21 protein-coding genes and 1 riboswitch are annotated in these 20,750 nt (G+C 72.4%); of the genes, 6 read left to right on the forward strand and 15 right to left on the reverse strand.

The annotated features are described in order from the left end of the window. The first annotated feature begins 25 nt into the window (after positions 1 to 25). On the forward strand, positions 26 to 733 hold the full coding sequence (locus ACPU2J_RS05940) for a pyridoxamine 5'-phosphate oxidase family protein (protein ID WP_423832909.1): 708 nt from the start codon (positions 26 to 28) through the stop codon (positions 731 to 733). On the opposite strand, the gene ACPU2J_RS05945 is transcribed toward ACPU2J_RS05940, so the two are convergent. Together ACPU2J_RS05945 and ACPU2J_RS05950 are read right to left on the reverse strand one after the other, a co-directional pair. After that, positions 715 to 1,740, reverse strand: coding sequence for a DMT family transporter (locus tag ACPU2J_RS05945; protein ID WP_401168575.1), 1,026 nt, complete (start codon positions 1,738 to 1,740; stop codon positions 715 to 717). The genes ACPU2J_RS05940 and ACPU2J_RS05945 overlap by 19 nt on opposite strands. 157 nt (positions 1,741 to 1,897) lie before the next feature. Then, positions 1,898 to 2,860 carry an EamA family transporter gene (locus ACPU2J_RS05950; RefSeq protein ID WP_389070638.1) on the reverse strand — a complete coding sequence of 321 codons (963 nt, stop codon included), beginning with the start codon at positions 2,858 to 2,860 and terminating at the stop codon, positions 1,898 to 1,900. Positions 2,861 to 3,031: 171 nt separating this feature from the next. Between ACPU2J_RS05950 and ACPU2J_RS05955 the strand changes: the two genes are divergently transcribed. Continuing rightward, positions 3,032 to 3,460: a type II toxin-antitoxin system Rv0910 family toxin gene (locus tag ACPU2J_RS05955; protein WP_361593943.1), complete on the forward strand. Its 429-nt coding sequence runs from the start codon at positions 3,032 to 3,034 to the stop codon at positions 3,458 to 3,460. A 103-nt stretch (positions 3,461 to 3,563) separates the two neighbouring features. Here the strand turns inward: ACPU2J_RS05955 and ACPU2J_RS05960 are convergent, their stop codons facing one another. Then, positions 3,564 to 4,187 carry a PadR family transcriptional regulator gene (locus tag ACPU2J_RS05960; RefSeq protein WP_420081439.1) on the reverse strand — a complete coding sequence of 208 codons (624 nt, stop codon included), beginning with the start codon at positions 4,185 to 4,187 and terminating at the stop codon, positions 3,564 to 3,566. Between the two features lie 189 nt (positions 4,188 to 4,376). On the opposite strand from ACPU2J_RS05960, the gene ACPU2J_RS05965 reads away from it, so the two are divergent. Beyond that, the gene (locus ACPU2J_RS05965; protein ID WP_361593939.1) at positions 4,377 to 5,207 is read left to right on the forward strand and encodes a PhzF family phenazine biosynthesis protein; all 831 of its coding nucleotides are present in this window, start codon (positions 4,377 to 4,379) and stop codon (positions 5,205 to 5,207) included. 100 nt (positions 5,208 to 5,307) lie between these two features. Here ACPU2J_RS05965 and ACPU2J_RS05970 read toward each other — a convergent pair whose 3' ends face one another. From ACPU2J_RS05970 to ACPU2J_RS05980, 3 genes are all read right to left on the reverse strand, one after another. Further along, the gene (locus tag ACPU2J_RS05970; protein WP_365494995.1) at positions 5,308 to 6,042 is read right to left on the reverse strand and encodes a hypothetical protein; all 735 of its coding nucleotides are present in this window, start codon (positions 6,040 to 6,042) and stop codon (positions 5,308 to 5,310) included. Between the two features lie 84 nt (positions 6,043 to 6,126). Beyond that, positions 6,127 to 6,948 carry a CPBP family intramembrane glutamic endopeptidase gene (locus ACPU2J_RS05975; protein WP_361593935.1) on the reverse strand — a complete coding sequence of 274 codons (822 nt, stop codon included), beginning with the start codon at positions 6,946 to 6,948 and terminating at the stop codon, positions 6,127 to 6,129. A 100-nt stretch (positions 6,949 to 7,048) separates the two neighbouring features. Continuing rightward, positions 7,049 to 8,581 carry a glutamate-cysteine ligase family protein gene (locus tag ACPU2J_RS05980; RefSeq protein ID WP_365494998.1) on the reverse strand — a complete coding sequence of 511 codons (1,533 nt, stop codon included), beginning with the start codon at positions 8,579 to 8,581 and terminating at the stop codon, positions 7,049 to 7,051. Positions 8,582 to 9,074: 493 nt separating this feature from the next. Between ACPU2J_RS05980 and ACPU2J_RS05985 the strand changes: the two genes are divergently transcribed. Together ACPU2J_RS05985 and ACPU2J_RS05990 are read left to right on the forward strand one after the other, a co-directional pair. Next, a complete protein-coding gene (locus ACPU2J_RS05985; RefSeq protein ID WP_420081437.1) occupies positions 9,075 to 9,695 on the forward strand; it encodes a hypothetical protein in 621 nt (206 codons plus the stop codon). Positions 9,696 to 9,956: 261 nt separating this feature from the next. Continuing rightward, positions 9,957 to 10,145, forward strand: coding sequence for a DUF5999 family protein (locus tag ACPU2J_RS05990; RefSeq protein WP_030009772.1), 189 nt, complete (start codon positions 9,957 to 9,959; stop codon positions 10,143 to 10,145). Positions 10,146 to 10,236: 91 nt separating this feature from the next. On the opposite strand, the gene gcvP is transcribed toward ACPU2J_RS05990, so the two are convergent. Further along, positions 10,237 to 13,122, reverse strand: a complete 2,886-nt coding sequence (gene gcvP, locus ACPU2J_RS05995) for an aminomethyl-transferring glycine dehydrogenase (RefSeq protein ID WP_420081436.1) — start codon at positions 13,120 to 13,122, stop codon at positions 10,237 to 10,239. A 197-nt stretch (positions 13,123 to 13,319) separates the two neighbouring features. Further along, positions 13,320 to 13,418, reverse strand: a riboswitch (glycine riboswitch). A 112-nt stretch (positions 13,419 to 13,530) separates the two neighbouring features. Here gcvP and ACPU2J_RS06000 point away from each other — a divergent pair. Continuing rightward, entirely contained in the window at positions 13,531 to 13,896 is a 366-nt protein-coding gene (locus ACPU2J_RS06000) for a PRC-barrel domain-containing protein (protein ID WP_361593927.1), read from the forward strand. 25 nt (positions 13,897 to 13,921) lie between these two features. Here the strand turns inward: ACPU2J_RS06000 and ACPU2J_RS06005 are convergent, their stop codons facing one another. The 8 genes from ACPU2J_RS06005 to ACPU2J_RS06040 form a co-directional block, all read right to left on the reverse strand. Beyond that, complete coding sequence (locus tag ACPU2J_RS06005) at positions 13,922 to 15,412, reverse strand: DNA polymerase IV (protein ID WP_423832910.1); 1,491 nt, start codon at positions 15,410 to 15,412, stop codon at positions 13,922 to 13,924. Between the two features lie 43 nt (positions 15,413 to 15,455). Then, entirely contained in the window at positions 15,456 to 16,094 is a 639-nt protein-coding gene (locus tag ACPU2J_RS06010; RefSeq protein WP_423832911.1) for a MerR family transcriptional regulator, read from the reverse strand. 181 nt (positions 16,095 to 16,275) lie between these two features. Then, positions 16,276 to 16,749: a bifunctional nuclease family protein gene (locus ACPU2J_RS06015; protein WP_007262890.1), complete on the reverse strand. Its 474-nt coding sequence runs from the start codon at positions 16,747 to 16,749 to the stop codon at positions 16,276 to 16,278. Positions 16,750 to 16,812: 63 nt separating this feature from the next. Beyond that, a complete protein-coding gene (locus tag ACPU2J_RS06020; RefSeq protein ID WP_423832912.1) occupies positions 16,813 to 17,559 on the reverse strand; it encodes a MerR family transcriptional regulator in 747 nt (248 codons plus the stop codon). Positions 17,560 to 17,627: 68 nt separating this feature from the next. Continuing rightward, positions 17,628 to 18,584: an FHA domain-containing protein gene (locus ACPU2J_RS06025; RefSeq protein ID WP_423832913.1), complete on the reverse strand. Its 957-nt coding sequence runs from the start codon at positions 18,582 to 18,584 to the stop codon at positions 17,628 to 17,630. 70 nt (positions 18,585 to 18,654) lie between these two features. After that, a complete protein-coding gene (locus ACPU2J_RS06030) occupies positions 18,655 to 19,464 on the reverse strand; it encodes a DUF881 domain-containing protein (protein ID WP_420081433.1) in 810 nt (269 codons plus the stop codon). 5 nt (positions 19,465 to 19,469) lie between these two features. After that, positions 19,470 to 19,802, reverse strand: a complete 333-nt coding sequence (locus ACPU2J_RS06035) for a small basic family protein (protein ID WP_361593917.1) — start codon at positions 19,800 to 19,802, stop codon at positions 19,470 to 19,472. Continuing rightward, positions 19,799 to 20,707, reverse strand: a complete 909-nt coding sequence (locus ACPU2J_RS06040; RefSeq protein ID WP_361593915.1) for a DUF881 domain-containing protein — start codon at positions 20,705 to 20,707, stop codon at positions 19,799 to 19,801. Before ACPU2J_RS06040 ends, ACPU2J_RS06035 begins: the two co-directional genes overlap by 4 nt. Between the last annotated feature and the right edge of the window lie 43 nt (positions 20,708 to 20,750).

Genomic DNA, 20,750 nt, shown 5'->3' on the forward strand with positions numbered 1-20,750 from the left:
GCACTAGTGCAATGGAGTCCGCGTCATGACCGCCACCCCCGCCACGGAGACTTCCGAGACGCCCGAGCCGAGCGGGGCCGACGGCGCCTACGAGCACATCGACCGCACGGTCCCCACCCGCTCCCGCGACCGGGCGCGCTACGACCGCGAAACCGTGCACGCGATACTCGACGAGGCCTACGTCTGCCACCTCGGCTTCGTCCGCGACGGCGCGCCCGTCGTCCTGCCCACGCTCTTCGCCCGGGTCGGCGAGGCCCTCTACATGCACGGCTCCACCGGCTCCCGGCCGCTGCTGGCGGCCGGCCGCACCGACCCGGGCCTGCCGGTCTGCGTGACCGTGACGCACGTGGACGGCCTGGTCCTGGCCCGTTCCGCCTTCCACCACTCGCTCAACTACCGCTCGGTGGTCGTGCACGGAACGGCCCGTCAGGTGACCGACGAGCAGGAGCGGCGGACGGCGCTGGACGCGATGGTCGACGCCGTGGCCCCCGGCCGCGCCGCGGACGTGCGCCCCGCCAACGCGCGGGAGCTCGCCGCCACCGCCGTGATCCGCGTGGACCTCGGGGAGGTGTCGGCGAAGCTGCGCACCGGTCCGGTCAACGACGACGCCGAGGACCTGGCCCTGCCCCACTGGGCGGGGGTCGTGCCGGTCACCACGACGTACGGCACCCCCGTACCCGACGCGGACCTGGCCCCCGGCACCGCCGTCCCCGGCTACCTCGCCGCGCTCTGAGGCCCCGTACCCGCCGCGGCGGGATCCCCGGCGCCCGCCCGCGCGGCGGGTGCGGGGGTCCCGGCGGTCCGGGGCGCGGGCCGCCGCCGGGACTCCGCCGCGATCAGCGCGCCCACCGCCGCCAGCAGCAGGACGGTCCCCAGCACCACCGCGCCGGTCAGCCGCTCGCCGAGGACCAGCACGGCGATCACAGCGGCGCTCACCGGCTCGATCAGCATGATCACGGACACCGTCGCGGCACGCACGGCGGCCGCACCGGTGAAGTACAGGACGTACGCGAGGGCCGTCGGCACGGTGGCGACGTACACCAGCAGCCAGAGCACCCGGACCGGTTCGGCGGTGTGCGGCCAGATCCCCTCGACCGCCGCGAGCGGCAGCAGGCAGACCGCGCCCACGGCGACCGACCAGGCCGTGGTGACCAGCGGGTCCCCGCCGGCCCCGCGCTGCCCGAGCCAGCGGGCCCGCAGGGTCATCCCCGCGTAGCCCGCCGCCGACAGCAGCGCCCAGCCGACACCGAGCGGGCGCACCTCGGCGCCGCCGCTGCCGAGGACCAGTACGGCCAGCCCGGCGAGGGCCCCGGCGACGGCGGCGGTCCCGCCCCGGCCGAGGCGCTCCGACATCCAGTGGCGCGCGCCGAGCGCGATGAGCACGGGGCCGGCCCCGAGGGTGACCACCGTCCCGACCGCGAGACCGGTCTCGCGCACGGCGGCGAAGTAGGAGGCCTGGAAGACGGTGAAGAGCAGCCCGGTGGCCACCAGCGAACCCACCGAGGGCCGTGCGGGCCGCGGCGGCCGCACCGCCCGGCGGCGGGGCCCCGACCCGCGCAGCGCGAGCACCGCCAGGAGGACGGCGAGCCCGCCCGCGCACCGCCAGAACGACAGGGCGAGCGGGCCGAGGTCACTGGCCAGGAAGAGGAGGGAGGCGGCCGCCCCGGCGGTGCCCCAGGCGGCTCCGGCGACGACGAGGTACAGCAGACTGCGCCCGGCGGCGGGCGATGTGTTCGACACGTGTGTTCTCCGCGCGTGCGTGAAGGATGAAGGGATCGGGTCATCGCTTCGCGGGCAGCGCGGACCTGCCCGGGTGGTCCCCGGGCCGGGTCGTCGTGGGGGCGCCGCCCGCTAGGACGCGGGAGGCGGAAGCACGGTCGAAGGCATGCCCGCCACCTTACAGCGGGGCCTTCGTGGGTTCGCGGTCGACCGGGACCGGTTCGATCACGGGCTGCGGGGCCGGCCGGGAGGACTGGGCGATGAAGGCGCCGCCCAGCACCAGGGCGCCGCCGGCGATCTGCCAGGTGGAGAGGTGTTCCCCGAGCAGGATCCAGGCCAGGACGGTGGCCACGACCGCCTCCAGGAAGGCGACCACACCCGCGATCTGCGGGGAGAGCCGGCGCACCGAGACGACGCCGGTCACGTAGGCGAAGACCGTCGCGACGAGCACCACCCAGCCGAGCAGCACCGGTGCGGGCACCTGCATGCCGCCCACGGAGGCGTCCCCGGCCAGCACCTGCCACTCCATCTCCCACGGGCGGGCGATCACCGTCATCACCAGCGCGCCGATGAGCATCCCGTACGCGATCACCCCGAGCGGGTCGGGGGCGTCCTCGGCGTCGGCCCCCTGGTCGGCGAAGACGAAGTAGCAGGCCTGGCAGCAGGCGGCGGCGAGGCCGAAGAGCACGCCGAGGGGGTCGAGGCTCAGCCCCGCCCAGATCTCGACCACGCAGGCCAGGCCCACGACCGCGACGGCGGCACCGGCGGCGGCGCCGCGCGTGACGGGCTTGCGCTGCACGAAGCGGATGTAGCCGAGCAGCAGGGCCGGACCGAGGTACTCCAGCAGCAGGGCCACGCCGACCGGGATCCGGGACAGGGAGGCGAAGTAGAAGGCCTGCACGCCCGCGACGGCGACGAGGCCGAAGCCGGCGAGGAGGGCGGGCCGGCGCAGGAGGAGGCCGCGGTGGCGCCAGGCCAGCGGCGACAGCACCAGGGCCGCCCCGGCCACCCTGAGCCAGACCATGTGGAGCGGGTCCAGCCCCGCCTCGATCAGCGGCTTCGCAGCCACACCGGAACCACCGAACGCGAATGCCGAGACGAGCGCGAGGCTCAGTCCGGCATGTCTCCCTGACGCTTGCATCCGGCCATCATGACAGGGCCGGGTCAGGAGCGTCACTGCGGTGACACCTGTTGAGACGGAGCCGGGACCGTGCCTGTCACGGAGGCCTGTTTCTGACAGGCCGTCAGTATTGAATGTTCCGACCGCCGGGGCTACCTTCCGCGCACGAACCCGACGAGAAGGGGCGGTCGCATGGCCGAAGTCACCGCGGAATCGCGCATCGAGGCGCCCGCCGCGAAGCTCTGGTCCCAACTGACGGACTGGGACGCGTACGGGCAGTGGAGCATGACCCACACCGACTTCCCACAGGGCGGTCCGCAGACCCTCGCGGTCGGATCCACCTTCGCCGAGAACATGAAGATGATGGGCTTCCCGGCCGAGGTGCTGTGGACCGTCTCCGAGCTGGAGGACGAACGGCGCTTCGCCATCACCGGCAAGGGCCCGATGGGCGTGGCCGTGCTCACCCGGTACACCCTGACCCCGGACGGCGGGGCCACCACCGTCCGGATCGACGGCGAGTTCACCGGGGCCGCCGTCTCGCTGATGGCGGGCAAGCTGAAGGACTCCGCAACGGCCGCCCTGAACGAGTCCCTGCGCAAGCTGGCCGGCCTGGTCGCCTGACCGGCGCCCTTGCGGCCTCCCCGTACGCGGGAAAGCGGACGGCGGCGCTCCCCGCGGCACCGCGCCGCGGGGAGCGCCGCCCCCGTGTCCGCGCCGGCCGGGCTCAGTGCTCGTCGGCCAGGATCAGGTACAGCTTCTTGCGCGCGTCGTTGACGACCCCGAGCGCCTTCTGGCGCTGCTCGGGCGAGCCGGTCTTGAAGACCTGCCCGAAGGCCTCCATCAGGCCGGTCGCGGCCGCCCTGATCTCGTGCATCGCCTCGACGTCCACCCCGCGCCCGGCCTCGGCCCAGGGGGCCTCCGGCCCCGACTCGGCCTCGATACGGCCGGAGTCGGTGAGCGTGAACAGCTTCTTGCCGCCCTCGCTCTCGCTGCTGATGAGCCCCTCGTCCTCCAGCAGGCTCAGGGTGGGATAGACCGATCCCGGGCTGGGCCTCCAGGCCCCGCCGCTGCGCTCGCCGATCTCCTGGATCATCTCGTAGCCGTGCATCGGCCGGTCGGCGAGCAGCGCCAGGATCGAGGCGCGCACGTCGCCGCGCCGGGCGCGGCCGCGCGGTCCGCCGCGCCCGCCTCGCCCGCCGAAGGGGCCCGGCCCGAAGGGCGGCCCGAAGGGGCCGAAGGCGGCCCGCAGGCCCCGGAACTCCTCCCGACGGTCGGGGCCGCAGTGTCCGTGACCCCGCCCGTGCTCGGGCCCGTGGCCGTGCTGTCCGTGGTGTCCGTGTGAACGCATGACTGCGCTCCTTTCGTCTTCGTCAGTGCTTCGTCAGATCATCGGAATGTCCGATGCCTCCACTATCGGCGAACGGTCGCGATGCGTCAACGATATATCGGAAACTTCTTCACCGAACAGCGTCGAACAAGGCCAGTCACCCCGGATTGGCCTTTGTCGACGATCAAGGAACCGCCCTAACGTCGGGGCATGCGCATCCGAACCGTCGACGCCTTCACCGACCGCCCCTTCCACGGGAACCCCGCCGGAGTCCTGCTCCTCGACAGCGCGTTCCCGGCGGACGCCTGGCTCCAGCAGGTCGCCGCCGAGATGAACCTCTCCGAGACCGCCTTCGCCCATCCCCTCCCTCCCGGCGGGGACGCCGACTGGGCGCTGCGCTGGTTCACCCCGGCCGGGGAGGTCGACATGTGCGGGCACGCCACCCTGGCCACCGCGCACGTCCTCGCCACCGCCGGGCTCGCCACGGGCCTGATCCGCTTCTCCGCACGCTGCGGCGTGCTCACCGCCGAGACCGCCGACGACGGCACCATCACGATGGACTTCCCGACCTCCTCGCTGACCCCGGTCCCGGCGCCCGGCTCCGTGGACCACGCGCTCGGCGGGGCACCGATCCTCTCCGTGCACGACACCTCCGCGCACATCGGCGACCTCGTGGTCGAGCTGGCCGACGAGCGGACCGTCCGGGAGCTGCAGCCCGACCACGGCGCCCTGCGCGCCTTCGCCCGGCGCGGTGTGATCGTCACCGCCGCCGCCGAGGACCCCTCCCGCGGCTACGACTTCGTCTCGCGCGGCTTCTTCCCCGCCTTCGGCATCGACGAGGACCCGGTCACCGGCAGCGCCCACACCGCGCTCGCCCCCTTCTGGGCGCGGCGCCTGGGCCGCACCGAGCTGACCGGCCTCCAGGGCGGCGCCCGTCAAGGGCTGGTACGGGTCACCCTCGCGGGTGAGCGAACCCTGCTGACCGGCCGGGCGGTCACCGTCCTGGACGGCGAACTCCTCGTACCGCCGCCGGGGGCCTGAGAGGCGGCCGACGGGCGGAGCCGGACCGGGCCACCGAGCCCACGACGGCGGGGCCGGCGGGCTCCCGGATCCCCCGGCAGGGCCGTCGGCCCGGACCGGGTCAGTCCGCGGGCCCGCTCCCGCCCTCGTCCCCGTCTCCCCCGCCGGCCGGGCGCCGGTCCTCCGCCCCGGCCCCGGCCCGGATCCGGGCGGCTTCCCGCCGGCCCCGCTCGTGTTCCTCCCAGGCCGCCGAGTCGATCCGCTTGCGGTACACCTGCTCCGGCTCCGCCGCGCCCAGGTGCACCGTCCACAGCCACAGGGCGGCCGAGATCACGAAGAAGGTGACCGCGACCGCCAGGTAGGAGCCGATCTCGTCGCCCTCGGAGGCGTTCTCGTCGTGCACGAAACCGGGCACGCCGAGGACGAGCGCGTTCACCCACCACGCGAGCGCCGCGTTGAACAGGACCAGCGAGATCCAGTACGCGACGCGCACGCTCCTGGCCGGACCGCTCAGTTCCCCCAGCAGCAGCAGGCGCCGCAGCGAGACCGGGCCCGTCGGACGCCGGTCGCCCGACTCCGCCTGGGCGCGGCGCACCGACGCGTAGCACTCGTCGAGCCAGCGCCCGGGCTCCGGATCGGGGTCGGGGGCGTCGGTCGGCGCCAGCTGCTTGGCCTGGATCCAGCCGTTGAGGAACTGGATCTCCAGCTGGGCCTTCTCCAGCCGTCTGCGGTAGTGGTGGTCGGCGCTGCGCGCCTCCCGGCGGTCCCGGATGAGGAGGCTGGCCCCGCCCACCAGGCCGCTGATCACGGGCACGAGGAACGGCGCGAACGGTGTCAGGGAGTCCAGAACAGCCATCGGGCGCGCCTCCTCACTCCCTCCAGCCTCGCACCGCGGCGGCGCGCGCCCCTGCCGGAAGGGCCGATCGGGTGCCCGGCCGCGTCAGGGCGTCGGCAGCCAGCCCACCTTGCCGGCGAGGAGGGCGTACCCGCCGAACGCCACGATGTCGAGCAGCGCGTGGGCGACGACGAGGGGGCCGACCCGGCCCCAGCGGCGGTAGGCCAGCACGAAGACGACGCCCATCACCATGTTGCCGATGAACCCGCCGATGCCCTGGTAGAGGTGGTAGGAGCCGCGCAGCACCGCGCTCGCGGCCAGCGCGGCCGTCGGCGACCAGCCGAGCTGGTCCAGCCGGCGCAGCAGGTAGGCCAGGACGATGACCTCCTCCACCACGGAGTTCTGGATCGCGGAGAGGATCAGTACGGGGAACTTCCACCACACGTCGGGCAGGGCCTCCGGCACCACCGTCAGGTTGAACCCGGCGGCCCGCGAGCCCAGGTAGAAGGCCAGTCCGGCGCTCCCGATGCCGGCGGCGACGAGCAGTCCCCGGCCCAGGTCCTGGAGGGGCCGGGTGAGGTCGAAGCCCAGCACGCGCAGCCCGGGTGCCCCCTCGCGGGTCAGCAGGTGGGCCACCAGCAGCACGGGGACCAGGGCGCTCGCGATGCCGAACAGCTGCCAGGCCAGGTCCAGCCAGGGACGGCCGGGAGCGTAGGAGCCGTTGAGGGTGGCGGCCTGGTCCTTCAGGCCGCCGGGCTTGGTGAGCGAGCCGATGAAGCTGATCAGCGCCGAGACGCCGCTCGCGCCGAGGGAGAGGGCGAGGACGAGGAGCGTCTCCGTCCGCAGCAGGCTCCGCCGCCCGTTCTCGTCCAGCTCCACGAACACCGGCTCCGGCTCCGCCCGCACGCCCGACTCCCGTCCTGCCATCCCGTTGCGACCACCCCATACTGCCTCCTCGGCCGCGCGGGGGATCACCGAGGGAGGCCGCCGGCGGCCCCGGGCGGGCGGCGGCCCCCTGCCGGACGGGTCAGCGCACCACGGGCAGTGCGGCGCCCACCTCCTCCGTCAGCCCGACGGGCCAGGTGTGCACCGGGTCGCCCTTGTGCATCAGTTCGGTGTACCGCCGGGTGGTCGCGGCCAGCGCCTCGTCCCGCTCCAGTCCGGCCGCGAGCGCCCGGTGGTAGGTGTCCACCTGCCAGGTCGCCCCGTTCACCCGCCGGCGGCAGCGTTCCTCGATGATGCCGAGGTAGTGGTCGCGGTCGGCGGGCTCGATGCCCCAGGCGTCCAGTCCCGCCGCGGCCATCGGCAGCAGCTCGTCCAGCACCAGCCGTACGGCCGGCACGCTCACCAGTCCGCCCGCCCGGCCCCGGCGCGGCCACCGCAGCCGCGCGTCGATCCCGTACCGGCAGGCGGCGTCGAAGTTCGCCTCCGCCTCGGCGAAGGGCAGACGGGTCCACACCGGGCGCGGTTCGTCCGCGAGGGTGCGCACGAGCCCGTAGTAGAAGGCGGCGTTGGCGACGACGTCGGTGACCGTCGGCCCCGCCGGCAGCACCCGGTTCTCCACGCGCAGGTGCGGTACGCCGTCCGCGACCCCGTAGACGGGCCGGTTCCAGCGGTAGACCGTCCCGTTGTGCAGGACCAGCTCCTGGAGCCTCGGCACTCCCCCCTCCGCCAGCACCCGCAGCGGCTCCTCCTCGTCGCAGATCGGCAGCAGGGAGGGGAAGTAGCGGACGTTCTCGGCGAACAGCTCGTACGCGGAGTCCACCCACCGCTCCCCGAACCAGGTGCGCGGGCGCACCCCCTGCGCCTGCAGCTCGGGCGGGCGGGTGTCGGTGGCCTGCGTGAACAGGGGTGGCCGGGACTCCCTCCACAGCTCCCGCCCGAAGAGGAAGGGCGAGTTGGCGCCGACGGCTATCTGCGCGGCCGTCACCGCCTGCGCCGCGTTCCACACCGCGGAGAACCGGGCCGGCGTCACCTGGAGGTGCAGCTGCACCGAGGTGCAGGCGGCCTCGGGCACGATCGACCCGGAGGTCCAGATCAGCCGCTCGACACCGTCGATGTCGAGGGTGAAGTCCTCCCCGCGCATCATCAGGATCTGCTCGTTCAGCAGGGAGTACCGGTCCACCGCCGAGAGGTTCCCGGCGACGAGGTCCGCGCGGGAGATCGTCGGGAGGATGCCGATCATCACCACTCCGGCGTCGATCTCCGCGGCCTGCCGGTGCGCATAGCCGAGCCCCGCGCTGAGTTCTTCGGCGAGCTGGTCGAATACCCTTCCGCCGAGCCGGTGCGGGAGGACGTTCACCTCCAGGTTGAACATTCCGAGTTCCGTCTGGAAATCCGGGCTGGCAATACGCTCCAGCACCTGCGCATTCACCATGCGCGGCATTCCGTCGGTACCCGCGAGATTCAGCTCGATCTCCAGCCCCATCATGTTCTTCGGGCGATCGAACCTCTTCTCCGCCAGAAGTCGCTCCAGTCCCTCCAGGCACTCGTGAAGCTTCCTTCGATACCGCTGCCGATCGGACAGGTCGAATCCGCCTGCCACGACCTTCTCCCCCATCGAAGTGTCCCTCCTCGAGCGGGCCTGGCCCGGGGACCCGGGCGCACGTCACGGTCGATGATGCCCAGACGTCATGATCCATAACGCGGCGGGGGCGTGCGTGGCGAGGAGCGCGCGCCGGTTTGGCCGAAGGGCGCTTCGGCACATTCACCTGGCAAGGCGCCTCACGCAAATTCCGCTCTGAATTTGCGCGTTCTTCATAACCGGCGCTTTCCAGCCGAGCCCCCTTCCGGTAACCTCCGAGGTCAGCGCGGCACGTCCGCGCCCATCCGGCATGAATGCCATGTCAGCGGGTCCGGTAAGCACCTTGTCGGCAATGGCCGGGACAGCTAGCCGAAACACTGCGTGAACACATGTCGTATAAACTCCGCAAACGAGGCAGAGACTTGACGCGCGGCCATTGCCCCTCGGCCCCCCTCTGGCCCCAGAATGCGACAGCTCCGTCCGCACCTTCCCCCGTTCCACAGGTCTCCCAAGTGAGAGGCGACCCACCATGCCGCTGCATGTCCACCCGGCTCCCGCACCCGCCCTGCGCAGCGTCCTCGCGGCACTCGGTTCCCCCACCGCCGTCAACGAGGCACACACCCCGTCCCTGCGTGCCATCCAGGGGCCGCTGACCGCCGAGCTCCCCCTCCCGGTGCACGTCCTCGACCGGCTGAACATCTCCGACCTCGCGGCCGCCGGCCGGCCTCCCCGGACGCGGCTGGTCGGCTGGCGCTTCCTGATCCGCAGCGGGGACCGGCACGTCGCCGCGGCGGACACCCGGCTGACCCCCGACGGCTGGGCCTTCTCCCATTTCTTCGAGGGCCCCTACGTCGCCGCCACCGAGCGCGCCCTGCGGCAGGCGGAGTCCCTGGGCACGGCCTACCAGCCGCGGCTGCTGTCCGTGCCGGAGCTGTACATGCTCACCCTGTGGCTGCACGGGGCGGTCGGAGCCGCGGCCGCCGCGGGCCTCCCCGCCGGTGAGGACCTGCTCGTCCCCCTGGCGCCCGCGCCCCCCGGGATCGCCGCCTACCGGCCGCATCCGGTCTCCGAGCTGCTGCCCGTGCTGACCCACCGGCTGACGCCCGCGGCGGCGCCGGCCCCTCCCTCGCTGGCCGCGCCCGCCGCCTGACCCGATTGACCCATTCGGGCTAGCCCGCCCGGACCATCGGCGAACCATCCGAAATGACAGGGGAGTTGGCCTGAACCGCCCGCACGAGTGATGCGTCTTCAATGCGTGAGGACAGCTGCGGGGAAATCCCTGCGAACCGGCTGTCGTGGGGGAACACTGAGGACAAGCTCCCCGCGCCTGCGGGGATGACCCAGGGGGACGGCGATGACTCACGTATCGAGCCGTAGCACACAGACCACGTCGCAGCGAAAGAACGCATCCATGTGCCAGCACCAGCCTGCCTGCCCGTCAGCCGAATCCGCCGACCGGGAGGCCGCGCGTCCCGTGGCCAACCACCCGGAACAGGGCTGGAGCCTGCTGTGCAACGGCGTCCTGCTCTTCGAGGACACCGGTGAGCTGCTGCCGGACGGCCAGATCATCGCCCCGCACCGGCCGCTCGCGGCGGCGTAGCCGGAAAGGGCGAAGGGGCCGGTCCCGGGATTCCTCCCGGGACCGGCCCCTTCCGTCATGTCACGCGGCGGTCGTCGCCCGGCGGGACGACTCAGGCGTCGTACTCGTCCAGCGGCGGGCAGGAGCAGACCAGGTTGCGGTCGCCGAACGCCCCGTCGATGCGGCGGACCGGCGGCCAGTACTTCTCCGCCGGGGTGACCCCGCCCGGGAAGACCGCCTCGTCCCGCGTGTACGGGTGGTTCCACTCGCCGCCCAGCGCCGCGGCGGTGTGCGGGGCGTTGGCCAGCGGGTTGTCGCCGGCCGGCCACTCGCCGCCCGCGACCCGCTCGATCTCGGCGCGGATGGCGATCATCGCGTCGCAGAAGCGGTCGATCTCGGCGAGGTCCTCGGACTCCGTCGGCTCGATCATCAGCGTGCCGGCGACCGGGAAGGACATCGTCGGGGCGTGGAAGCCGTAGTCGATCAGACGCTTGGCGATGTCGTCCACGCTCACGCCCGTGGCCTTCGACAGCGGGCGCAGGTCGATGATGCACTCGTGCGCGACCAGGTTGCCCGGGCCGGTGTAGAGCACCGGGTAGTGCGGCTCCAGGCGCTTGGCGATGTAGTTGGCGCCGAGCACCGCGACCTGGGTGGCGCGCTTGAGGCCCTCGCCGCCCATGAGGCGCACGTACGACCAGGAGATCGGCAGGATGCCGGCGGAGCCCCACGGGGCCGCCGAGATCGGGCCGACACCGGTCTCCGGGCCCGCGGTCGGCTGGAGCGGGTGGTTCGGCAGGTACGGGGCCAGGTGCGCCCGGACACCGACCGGACCGACGCCCGGGCCGCCGCCGCCGTGCGGGATGCAGAAGGTCTTGTGCAGGTTCAGGTGCGAGACGTCGCCGCCGAAGTGACCCGGCTTGGCCAGGCCCACCAGGGCGTTGAGGTTGGCACCGTCGACGTAGACCTGGCCGCCGGCCTCGTGCACCTGGGCGCAGATGTCGGCGACGTGCTCCTCGAACACACCGTGCGTGGACGGGTAGGTGATCATCAGCACGGCGAGTTCGTCGCGGTACTGCTCGATCTTGGCGCGCAGGTCGTCCGCGTCCACCTCGCCGTCGTCGGCGGTCTTGACGACGACGACCTTCATGCCGGCCATCACGGCGCTGGCGGCGTTGGTGCCGTGCGCGGAGGACGGGATGAGGCAGATGGTGCGCTGCTCGTCGCCGTTCGCGCGGTGGTAGGCGCGCACGGCCAGCAGGCCGGCGAGCTCACCCTGGGAGCCGGCGTTCGGCTGGAGGGAGACCTTGTCGTAGCCGGTGACCTCGCAGAGACGTTCCTCCAGCTCGTGGATGAGCGTGAGGTAGCCCTCGGCCTGCGCCACGGGCGCGAAGGGGTGCAGCTGGCCGAACTCGGGCCAGGTCACCGGCTCCATCTCGGTGGTCGCGTTGAGCTTCATGGTGCAGGAGCCCAGCGGGATCATGCCGCGGTCCAGCGCGTAGTCCTTGTCCGACAGCTTGCGCAGGTAGCGCAGCATCGCGGTCTCGGAGCGGTGCTGGTGGAAGACCGGGTGGGTCAGGTAGTCGTCCGAGCGCAGCAGGCCCTCGGGCAGGGTGTCCGCCGCGGACCCGTCCAGCGCCTCGATGTCGGCGGTGACGCCGAAGGCGGCCCAGACGGCCTCGATGTCGGCGCGCAGGGTGGTCTCGTCGCAGCTGATCGAGACCAGGTCGGCGTCGACCGGGTGGAGGTTGACCCCGCCCTCGCGGGCAGCGGCGACGACCTCGGCCGCACGACCCGGGACGCGGACCGTGATCGTGTCGAAGTAGGAGCCGTGCACGATCTCCACCCCGCCGGCGCTCAGGCCGGCCGCGAGCAGCGTCGCGTAGCGGTGGGTGCGGCCGGCGATCGTGCGCAGGCCGTCCGGACCGTGGTAGACCGCGTACATGCCGGCCATGACGGCCAGCAGGACCTGCGCGGTGCAGATGTTGCTGGTCGCCTTCTCGCGGCGGATGTGCTGCTCGCGGGTCTGCAGCGCGAGGCGGTAGGCCTTGTTGCCGTCCGCGTCCACGGAGACGCCGACGAGGCGGCCCGGCAGCGAGCGGGCGTGCTTGTCCTGGACGGCCATGTAGCCGGCGTGCGGGCCGCCGAAGCCCATCGGGACGCCGAAGCGCTGGGTGGTGCCGACGGCGATGTCCGCGCCGAGGGCGCCCGGGGAGGTCAGCAGGGTCAGGGCGAGCAGGTCGGCCGAGACGGTGACGATCGCGCCGAGCTCGTGCGCCTGGTCGATGACCGGCTTGATGTCGCGTACGGCACCGGAGGCGCCCGGGTACTGGATCAGGACGCCGTAGACGCCGCGCTCGGCGATCTCGGCGGGGATGCCCTCGGACAGGTCGGCCACGACGACCTCGATGCCGATCGGCTCGGCGCGGGTCTCGATGACGGCGATGGTCTGCGGCAGGGCGTCGGCGTCGATGAGGAAGACGTTGCCCTTGACCTTGCCCACGCGGCGGGCGAGGGTCATGGCCTCGGCGGCGGCGGTGCCCTCGTCGAGCAGCGAGGCGCCCGAGGTCGGCAGGCCGGTGAGGTCGGCGACGACGGTCTGGAAGTTCAGCAGCGCCTCGAGGCGGCCCTGGGAGATCTCCGGCTGGTAGGGCGTGTACGCCGTGTACCAGGCCGGGTTCTCCATGACGTTGCGCAGGATCACCGGCGGCGTGAAGGTCCCGTAGTAGCCGAGACCGATCATGGAGGTGAGGACCTGGTTGCGGTCGGCGAGCGAACGGAGCTCGGCGAGCACCTCGGCCTCGGTCCGCGCCTCGGGCAGGGCGAGCGCGTCGGCGGTCTTGATCACATCCGGGACCGCGGCAGCGGTCAGTTCGTCCAGGGAGCCGTAGCCCACCTGGGCGAGCATCTTCGCCTGCGCCTCGGCATCCGGGCCGATGTGGCGCTGTTCGAAGGGGATGCCTCGCTCCAGCTGGGAGAGCGGAATGCGGTTGGCGGTCATGAACGGAGGCCTCCTGGTCGTATGACCTGCGAGGGGCACCACGGCGCGGGCACCCGGACGGCCTCCCCCTCTGTCATCTCAACCTGAGAGTTTCACCGGGCCCACGGGGATCGCCCGTGCTGGGTCCGGCTTTCACCGTCGGTGAGAGGTGGGACCGGCACTGCGCGCCCGGTACCGCCCCTGCTTTCCAGAGTGGCCTCGTCCGTGCGGTACGTATGCCTGAGAGATTCCGGGGAGGATTTGCTCCTTCGGCGCCTCCGTCGTACTCACTCGGAGGACTCTCCCGCACAGGGTCGACAGCCGTCACCCAGACTACCAGCGAGGTTCCCGGGCCTCCCCGAGTGGCCTCCACTGCGGATATGCACTTCTGTAGTCATTGGGGATCAGTTGCGACCATTTGGAGGGACCGTGCAGACCGACATCGATCCGCGCAGCCTGATCGGCCGCAAGGCGTTCGACCGCAACGGCGCCAAGATCGGCACCGTCGACGAGGTGTACCTCGACGACGCGACCGGCGTACCGGAATGGGCGGCCGTCCGGACGGGCCTGTTCAGCCGCGACGCCTTCGTCCCCCTGGAACCGAGCGAGCTGGTGGGCGACGCCCTCCGGGTGCCCTTCGAGCGCTCCCTCATCAGGGACGCCCCCGACTTCGGCGTGGGCCGCCACCTCTCCCCCGAACAGGAACTGCAGCTCTACCACCACTACGGACTGGACACGACCCTCCCGGCGGAGTTCGACCGCGACTTCGGCCGCCTCGCGGGCGACGAGGGCTGAGCCGCCCCCGGGCCCGCCGGGCCGGTCACCCGGCGTCCGGGCCCCCGGGCCCCGCGGCGGCGTCCGCGCCGGGCCCGCCCTCCCCCACCAGCGGCAGCGGATCGGACGGCTCCAGCTCCGGGTCGTCCACGCGGAAGGTCCGGACCCGCCCCGGTGGCGATCCGGGCTGCTCGAAGCGCACGGTCACCCGCCCGACGCCGCTGCCCTGCACCCATCCCGGCCCGTACAGGACGTGCCGTACGTCGCTCCCGGCCGCCCAGCGGCGCTCGGCGGCCCCGTCCCGGCCCGGGGGCGGCTCGGCGTCCTGCGGGGCGCCCGCGCGCCCTTCGGCGCCGTCCGTACCCCCGGGGGGCCCCGCGGCGCCCGCTCCGGCCCCGGACGCGTCCGTACCGGGTGCCGCGGCGGCCTCCGCCTCCGCGTCGGGCGGGCTGCCGGGCACGGCGGCCAGGGACTGGGCGAAGAGGTCCTCCTGCGTGTAGTCCGCGAGACCGGTCACCCCCACCCCCAGCAGCCGGACGCCGCCCGTGGTGTCCACGGCCTCCAGCAGCCGCGAGGCGGCCTCCCGGACCACGCCGGGATCGTCGGTGGGTCCGCGCAGCGTCTCGGACCGCGTCAGCGTCGAGAAGTTGTAGCGCCGCACCTTCAGCACGATGGTGCGCCCCGAGTGCCCGGAGCCGCGCAGCCGCTGCACGCACCGGTCGGCCAGGCGCTGCACCTCGCCCCGGATGCGGACCCGGTCGTGCAGGTCCACGTCGAAGGTGTCCTCGACGGACACCGACTTCGCGTCCCGCTCGGCCACCACCGGCCGGTCGTCCAGCCCCAGCGCCATCCGGTACAGACCCGTGCCGTGCGCGCGCCCGACCATCCGGACCAGCTCGTCCTCGCCGGCCTCCACCAGATCCCCGACCGTGGTGATCCCGGCCCGGCGCAGGTGCTCGCCCGTGGCCGGCCCCACCCCGGGCAGGGTGCGCACCGACATGGGGGCCAGCAGCTCCCGCTCCGTACCCGGTTCGATCAGCAGCAGCCCGGCCGGCTTGGCCTCCTCGGAGGCCACCTTGGCCAGCATCTTCGACCCCGCGAGCCCCACGGAGCCGCTGAGGCCCGTCGCGGCCCTGATGTCGGCCCGCAGCCGCTCCCCCGTGGCCCGCGCGGAGTGCGCGTCGAAGGCGACGCCGCCCGCCTCCAGGTCCACGAAGGCCTCGTCCAGGCTGAGCGGCTCCACCAGCGGCGACAGCTCCCGCAACAGGGCCATGACCAGGTCGCTGACCTGCCGGTAGAGGCTGAAGCGGGGGATGAGGTAGGCGCCGTTCGGGCAGAGCCGCCGGGCCTGCGCCGTCGGCATGGCCGAGTGCACCCCGAACCGCCGGGCCTCGTAGGAGGCCGTGGCGACGACCCCGCGCGGGCCGAGCCCGCCGACGATGACCGCCTTGCCCCGCAGGCTCGGCTTGGACGCCTGCTCGACCGAGGCGTAGAAGGCGTCCATGTCCAGGTGCAGGATGGTCGGCGCGGATCTCACGGCACCGATGCTGCCCTAGGCCACTGACATCGCCGGGGACCGGTCAGCCGGCGCGGTTGCGGCGGGCGGCGAGCTCGTCGGCGGGGTTGTGCCCGACCAGGGTCTCGCCCGTGTCCACGCGCTCCCCGTGCAGCTGCGACAGGGCGTTCTCGACGTCGCTCCACACGACGCCCACGGCGATGCCGAAGACGCCCTGGCCGCCCTGGAGCAGGCTCACGACCTGGTCCGGGGAGGTGCACTCGTACACCGAGGCGCCGTCGCTCATGAGCGTCATGCGCTCCAGGTCGGAGAGCCCGCGGTCCTGGAGGTGCTGCACCGCCGTGCGGATGTTCTGGAGCGCCACCCCGGTGTCGAGGAAGCGCTTGACGATCTTGAGGACGACGACGTCGCGGAAGCTGTACAGCCGCTGCGTGCCCGATCCGTAGGCGGCGCGCACGCTGGGCTCCACCAGCCCGGTGCGCGCCCAGTAGTCCAGCTGCCGGTAGGTGATGCCGGCCGCGGCGCAGGCCGTGGGCCCGCGGTAGCCGATCTGCTCGGGAGCCGGCTCGCCGGCCACCGGCCCGACCGGCGTCGACTCCGGCTGACGGCGCGCGGCCCCGGCCGCCGTGCTGTGCAGCGGATACGGCCCAGCGTCACTCCGTACGGGGGTGCCCCCGGTCGTACCGTCGCCCGTGATCCTCACGCCGACCCTCCGTCCTTGACCTGCCCACCTCGAAGGTAGGCAGTCACCAGGGGTGCGTCAACGATCGCCACACTCGGCACGCCGAGTGATAATCACCCTGAGAGTGGTTTCCCGTGTCCTTTTTCGGGGAAAGGCTACTCGAATGGGCTCGGGACGCCGTCCGGGACGGCGCGGCGGGGGCCTACTGCGGCCCGGTGCCGAAGTCCTCCGGCGAGATCTGGTCGAGGAACTCGCGGAACTTCTCCACCTCGTCCTCCTGCTCGTCCGGAATGGCGATTCCGGCGTCGTCCAGCACGCCGTCACTGCCGTAGATCGGCGTCCCCGTCCGCAGGGCGAGGGCTATGGCGTCCGACGGCCGGGCGCTCACCTCCACGCCGCTGGCGAAGACGAGCTCCGCGTAGAAGACGCCCTCCCGCAGATCCGTGATCCGGACCTCGGTGAGCTCCTCACCGACCGCCTCCAGCACGTCCTTGAACAGGTCGTGCGTCAGCGGCCGGGCAGGGGCCATGCCCTGCTGCGCGAAGGCAATGGCAGTCGCCTCCCCCGGACCGATCCAGATGGGGAGGTACCGATCGCCTCCCACTTCACGCAGGAGCACGATCGGTTGGTTGGAGGGCATTTCCACCCGGACACCCACAACGTCGAGCTCGTTCACACAGCAACCCTAGGACCTGCCCGGCAGGTTTGGGTAGTCGGGGCTCGACTCCGACCAGCGCGGTCAGCGCAACCGGACCCCGAGAGCGGACTGCACGAGGGCCTCGTGGAGCCGTACGGACAGCCCCGCGAGCTCTTTCATGGTGGCCTCGGCGTGGGCCCGCGTCTGCGGGTTGCGGTGCCGCCGCAGGGGTGCCACGACCTGTTCGACCAGGCCGGCCTCCCGTTCCGCTGCTGCCTTCATGGCCCGCAGGTGCCGCGGCTCCAGCCCGAACCGCCCCAGGTCGGCGACGAGTCCCGCCACCGTGACCGCGTCGGCGTCGAAACCGCCGCCGGAGGCCTCCGCCAGCAGCCCGTACGACTCCCATTCGGCCAACTGGGCCTCGTCGACGCCGACGGCCGCCAGCAGCTCCTCCCGGCCCACACGGGCCGCGGGGGGCGTCTCGCGCACCACACCGTCGGCCGGGGGGCCGTCCCCGTCCCCGTGCGCCGTGGGCGCCGGGATACGGATCTGCTCGCCGCGGGCGAGCGCGTCGAGCTGCTCGCGGATGACCTTCAGCGGCAGGTAGTGGTCGCGCTGGAGGCGCAGGATGCGGGCGAGGCGCTCCACGTCCTCGGTGCTGAACTTGCGGTACCCGGACGGCGTGCGCCGGGGCTCGACGAGCCCTTCGGCCTCCAGGAACCGGATCTTCGAGATCGTGACTTCGGGGAACTCGTCACGCAGCGTGGTGAGCACCGTTCCGATGCTCACCAGCCGCCCTGCCGAGCCGGCGCCGCCGTTGCCGGCACCGCTTGTCGGATTGCGCAGCATGGGACCTTCCCTGGGTGCCCCCGGACCCGGTCCGGGGGCAGGGCGCCCCCGGACGTCCTCCGGAGAGGTCAGACGCCCCGCAGGCTCGCGTAGAAGACCAGCCGGTACTTGCCGATCTGCACCTCGTCGCCGTTGTTCAGCGCGACGGAGTCGATCGGTTCGCGGTTGACGTAGGTGCCGTTGAGGCTGCCGACGTCACCGACGGTGAAGCCGCCGTCCGGGCTCCTGCGGAATTCGACATGCCGCCGGGACACGGTGACGTCGTCCAGGAAGATGTCGCTCTGCGGGTGCCGGCCTGCCGTGGTCAGCTCGCCGTCCAGCAGGAAGCGGCTCCCGGAGTTCGGACCGCGCCGCACGATGAGCAGGGCGGAACCGGGCGGGAGCGCCTCCACCGCGGCCTGGGCCTCGGGGGACAGCGAGGACGACACGTGCGACTGCCCGGACACCTCGGCCTCGTAGGCCTCGAGGCCCGAGATCGAGATGGTGGACGTGGTCTCCGAGGCACGCTCCGGCGTCAGACCCGCCCGCAGCGGCGCCCCGCAGTTGGAGCAGAAGCGGCTCGCCGCATCGCTGCGGTGGCCACACCTGCTGCAAACCTGCTCGGCCGACATGGACGGCTCCTCGCGCCGCGGCTGCCCCGCGGAGGCATTGGTGGCATACGGGTCGGGGGCAAACCCTCCACCCGCACTTGAGGTAGATGGATCACCGAAACCTATGCGTCCGGTACCGGCAGGGTCAACAGCCGACGCGCCGGGGGCGCCCAGAACGTCACCCGCGCCGGACACCTCGTCGCGGAACAGCGGCCGGTCGCCCTGCGCCTCCGCCTCGCCGTGGCCCGCACGGTGCCTCGCCGGGCCGTTCTCCTCGTTCTTCTTCTTTCCGAACAGCTTCTCAAACAACTTCACGGGCGATTCCCCTTGACCGAAACAGACCCGCCCGTGGGGCAGGACGAACTCCGAATGCAGACACCTGCCGACCCGGACATTCTCACAACGTCCGTAACCACCAGACAGTTTCCACCACACACCGCGACTTCGGTGCGCCGACCCCCCGCAGGCCTCAGCCCGCGTGAGCCGCTCCACCCTCCACTCCGCTTCATCCCGGTGACGACCGAGCGTAGTCAGGCTGCTTCGCAGCCCGCAAGGCATCCACAACGATCTTCGCCGACCGTGTGACGGCGACCGTGGCCTGCTCCTTCTCCAGCGTCTGGACCACACCGCCCGGGATGTTGAGCGCCGGTTCCAGGTCCTGCGGCTTGCCGATCACCTTGAACTCGTACGGCTGTGTGATCTTCTTACCGTCGATCGCGATCCCGTCGTTCTCGTCCGAGAAATAGGAGCTCGCGACGATCCGCTCGCCGTTGATCTGGATCGCCTCCGCACCGGCCGCCCGGAGCTCCTGGAGGGTGTCCAGCAGCTGGTCGGACTGCACCTGGCCCGTGGGGTCGGTGATCTTCAGCGTGATGCCCGGTCCCTGTGCTGCCACGGTACCGGCCAGGATGCCCAGTTGGCGTTCCTTCTCCACGGTCTGCCGGCGGGCCTCCTCGGCCTGGTTGGAACTGCTTTCCAGCTCCCTGCGCTGAGCCTCCAGCTGCTGCTTCTCCTCTTCCAGACGCTTGGTCCGCCCGTCGAGCTCGTCGAGGATCCGTACGAGGTCCTCCTGCCGGGCCCCGCGCAGCGCGCTGGACTCGCTGTTCGAGCGGACCTGGATGGCCAGCCCCAGTCCGAGGACGAACAGCAGCAGCGCGACGATCAGTTGGGCCCTGCTCACCCGCGGCGGCCACAACCCGGCGGCGAGCCGCTGCCGGCCGGTCTCCGCGGGAGCCTGCTCGACCTGTGCCTTTCCCTCTTCAAGAGGCCGTTCCGGGACGTTCGGTTCCTCGGGCGGGGTGCCGTTCGTACTCATCGGCGTCACGCCCGGAACACGTGGCGTCGGATGGCCGCCGCGTTGGAGAAGATCCGGATGCCGAGGACGACGACGACACCCGTGGACAGCTGCGACCCGACGCCCAGCTTGTCGCCGAGGAAGACGATCAGCGCGGCGACGACCACGTTCGACAGGAAGGACACCACGAAGACCTTGTCGTCGAAGATCCCGTCCAGCATGGCGCGCAGACCGCCGAACACCGCGTCCAGCGCCGCCACCACCGCGATGGGCAGATAAGGCTCCACCACGGCCGGCACTTCGGGCCGGACCAGTAGTCCGGCCACCACTCCGGCCAAGAGGCCCAGTACCGCGATCACGATGCACCCTTCTGCTGCTCTGCCGGTGTGGCTGTACGTACGGTCAGGCTGGAGGCGGCCGGCACCCGCACCTCGTCCTGCGGGGTCAGGGTGTACCTGATCCCGTAGCTCTCCTGCAGCACGTGCAGGTACTGGCCGTCCGCCGAGTCCTGGAAGGCCGGGCCGAGCCGCTTCTTGTCCCCCACCGCCAGCACCTCGTACGGCGGGACCAGCGGTCTGTTGTCGACCAGTATCGCGTCACCGGCGGCCCTGATCGCCGACAGTTCCGTCAGTCGCTGTCCGTTGATCGAGACCGCCTCGGCGCCGGACTGCCACAGACCGTTGACGATCTTCTGCATGTCGCGGTCGCGGAGCCGGCCGGTGTCCGAGAACCCGGCGCTCTCCCGCGGACCGCCACCGCCGCCCGAGGAGGAGCCCTTCGCGTCGTCCACGACCAGCTTGACGCCGGGACCGCGGACCTCCGTGGCACCGGAGAGCAGGGACACCAGTTCGCCCTGGCCCCCGCCCGGCTGCTTGAGGGCGGCCCGCTGGCGGGCGGCGACGTCCGTCCTGAGCCGGTCGATGTCGCCTTCGAGGGCGTGCGCCCGGTCGTCGGCGCGCTCCACCCGGTCGATGAGCTCCTGGCGCTCCTTGGCCAGCACCGGCGCGTCCAGGCGCGCCTCCGCGGCCCCGAGCGTGACGACCATCGCGGCCAGGACGAGTCCGGCCGCCAGCCCCAGCTTCGCCTTGAGGGTGCGGGGCAGTCCCGCCGTGCCGTCCGCCTCGCGGCGGGCCGCGGCCTCGGCGTACCCCTCGTCGAGGCTGTGGTCCATCACATGGGTCAGCAGCGACATGGAAGCGTCCGGGCGGGCCGGCGCGGCAGGGGCCGGAGTCCTATGGTGGGGCGGCTGCGACATGCCGCACATCGTCGCATGTCGGCACCGCCCACACCCAATGCGTCCGTCCCCC

Origin of the sequence: Streptomyces manipurensis (genome assembly GCF_049570255.1) — a bacterium.
GTDB classification, from domain to species: domain Bacteria; phylum Actinomycetota; class Actinomycetes; order Streptomycetales; family Streptomycetaceae; genus Streptomyces; species Streptomyces manipurensis.

What these genes read in the sequence shown, in the direction of transcription:
- ACPU2J_RS05980 (WP_365494998.1), bottom strand. Translation starts at nt 8,581, where the DNA reads ATGGGGGAGAAGGTCGTGGCAGGCGGATTCGACCTGTCCGATCGGCAG.
- ACPU2J_RS05950 (WP_389070638.1), bottom strand. Translation starts at nt 2,860, where the DNA reads ATGCAAGCGTCAGGGAGACATGCCGGACTGAGCCTCGCGCTCGTCTCG.
- ACPU2J_RS05960 (WP_420081439.1), bottom strand. Translation starts at nt 4,187, where the DNA reads ATGCGTTCACACGGACACCACGGACAGCACGGCCACGGGCCCGAGCAC.
- ACPU2J_RS06040 (WP_361593915.1), bottom strand. Translation starts at nt 20,707, where the DNA reads ATGTGCGGCATGTCGCAGCCGCCCCACCATAGGACTCCGGCCCCTGCC.
- ACPU2J_RS06020 (WP_423832912.1), bottom strand. Translation starts at nt 17,559, where the DNA reads ATGCTGCGCAATCCGACAAGCGGTGCCGGCAACGGCGGCGCCGGCTCG.
- ACPU2J_RS05955 (WP_361593943.1), top strand. Translation starts at nt 3,032, where the DNA reads ATGGCCGAAGTCACCGCGGAATCGCGCATCGAGGCGCCCGCCGCGAAG.
- ACPU2J_RS05965 (WP_361593939.1), top strand. Translation starts at nt 4,377, where the DNA reads ATGCGCATCCGAACCGTCGACGCCTTCACCGACCGCCCCTTCCACGGG.
- ACPU2J_RS05990 (WP_030009772.1), top strand. Translation starts at nt 9,957, where the DNA reads ATGTGCCAGCACCAGCCTGCCTGCCCGTCAGCCGAATCCGCCGACCGG.
- ACPU2J_RS06030 (WP_420081433.1), bottom strand. Translation starts at nt 19,464, where the DNA reads ATGAGTACGAACGGCACCCCGCCCGAGGAACCGAACGTCCCGGAACGG.
- ACPU2J_RS05975 (WP_361593935.1), bottom strand. Translation starts at nt 6,948, where the DNA reads ATGGCAGGACGGGAGTCGGGCGTGCGGGCGGAGCCGGAGCCGGTGTTC.
- ACPU2J_RS05970 (WP_365494995.1), bottom strand. Translation starts at nt 6,042, where the DNA reads ATGGCTGTTCTGGACTCCCTGACACCGTTCGCGCCGTTCCTCGTGCCC.
- ACPU2J_RS05985 (WP_420081437.1), top strand. Translation starts at nt 9,075, where the DNA reads ATGCCGCTGCATGTCCACCCGGCTCCCGCACCCGCCCTGCGCAGCGTC.
- ACPU2J_RS05940 (WP_423832909.1), top strand. Translation starts at nt 26, where the DNA reads ATGACCGCCACCCCCGCCACGGAGACTTCCGAGACGCCCGAGCCGAGC.
- gcvP (WP_420081436.1), bottom strand. Translation starts at nt 13,122, where the DNA reads ATGACCGCCAACCGCATTCCGCTCTCCCAGCTGGAGCGAGGCATCCCC.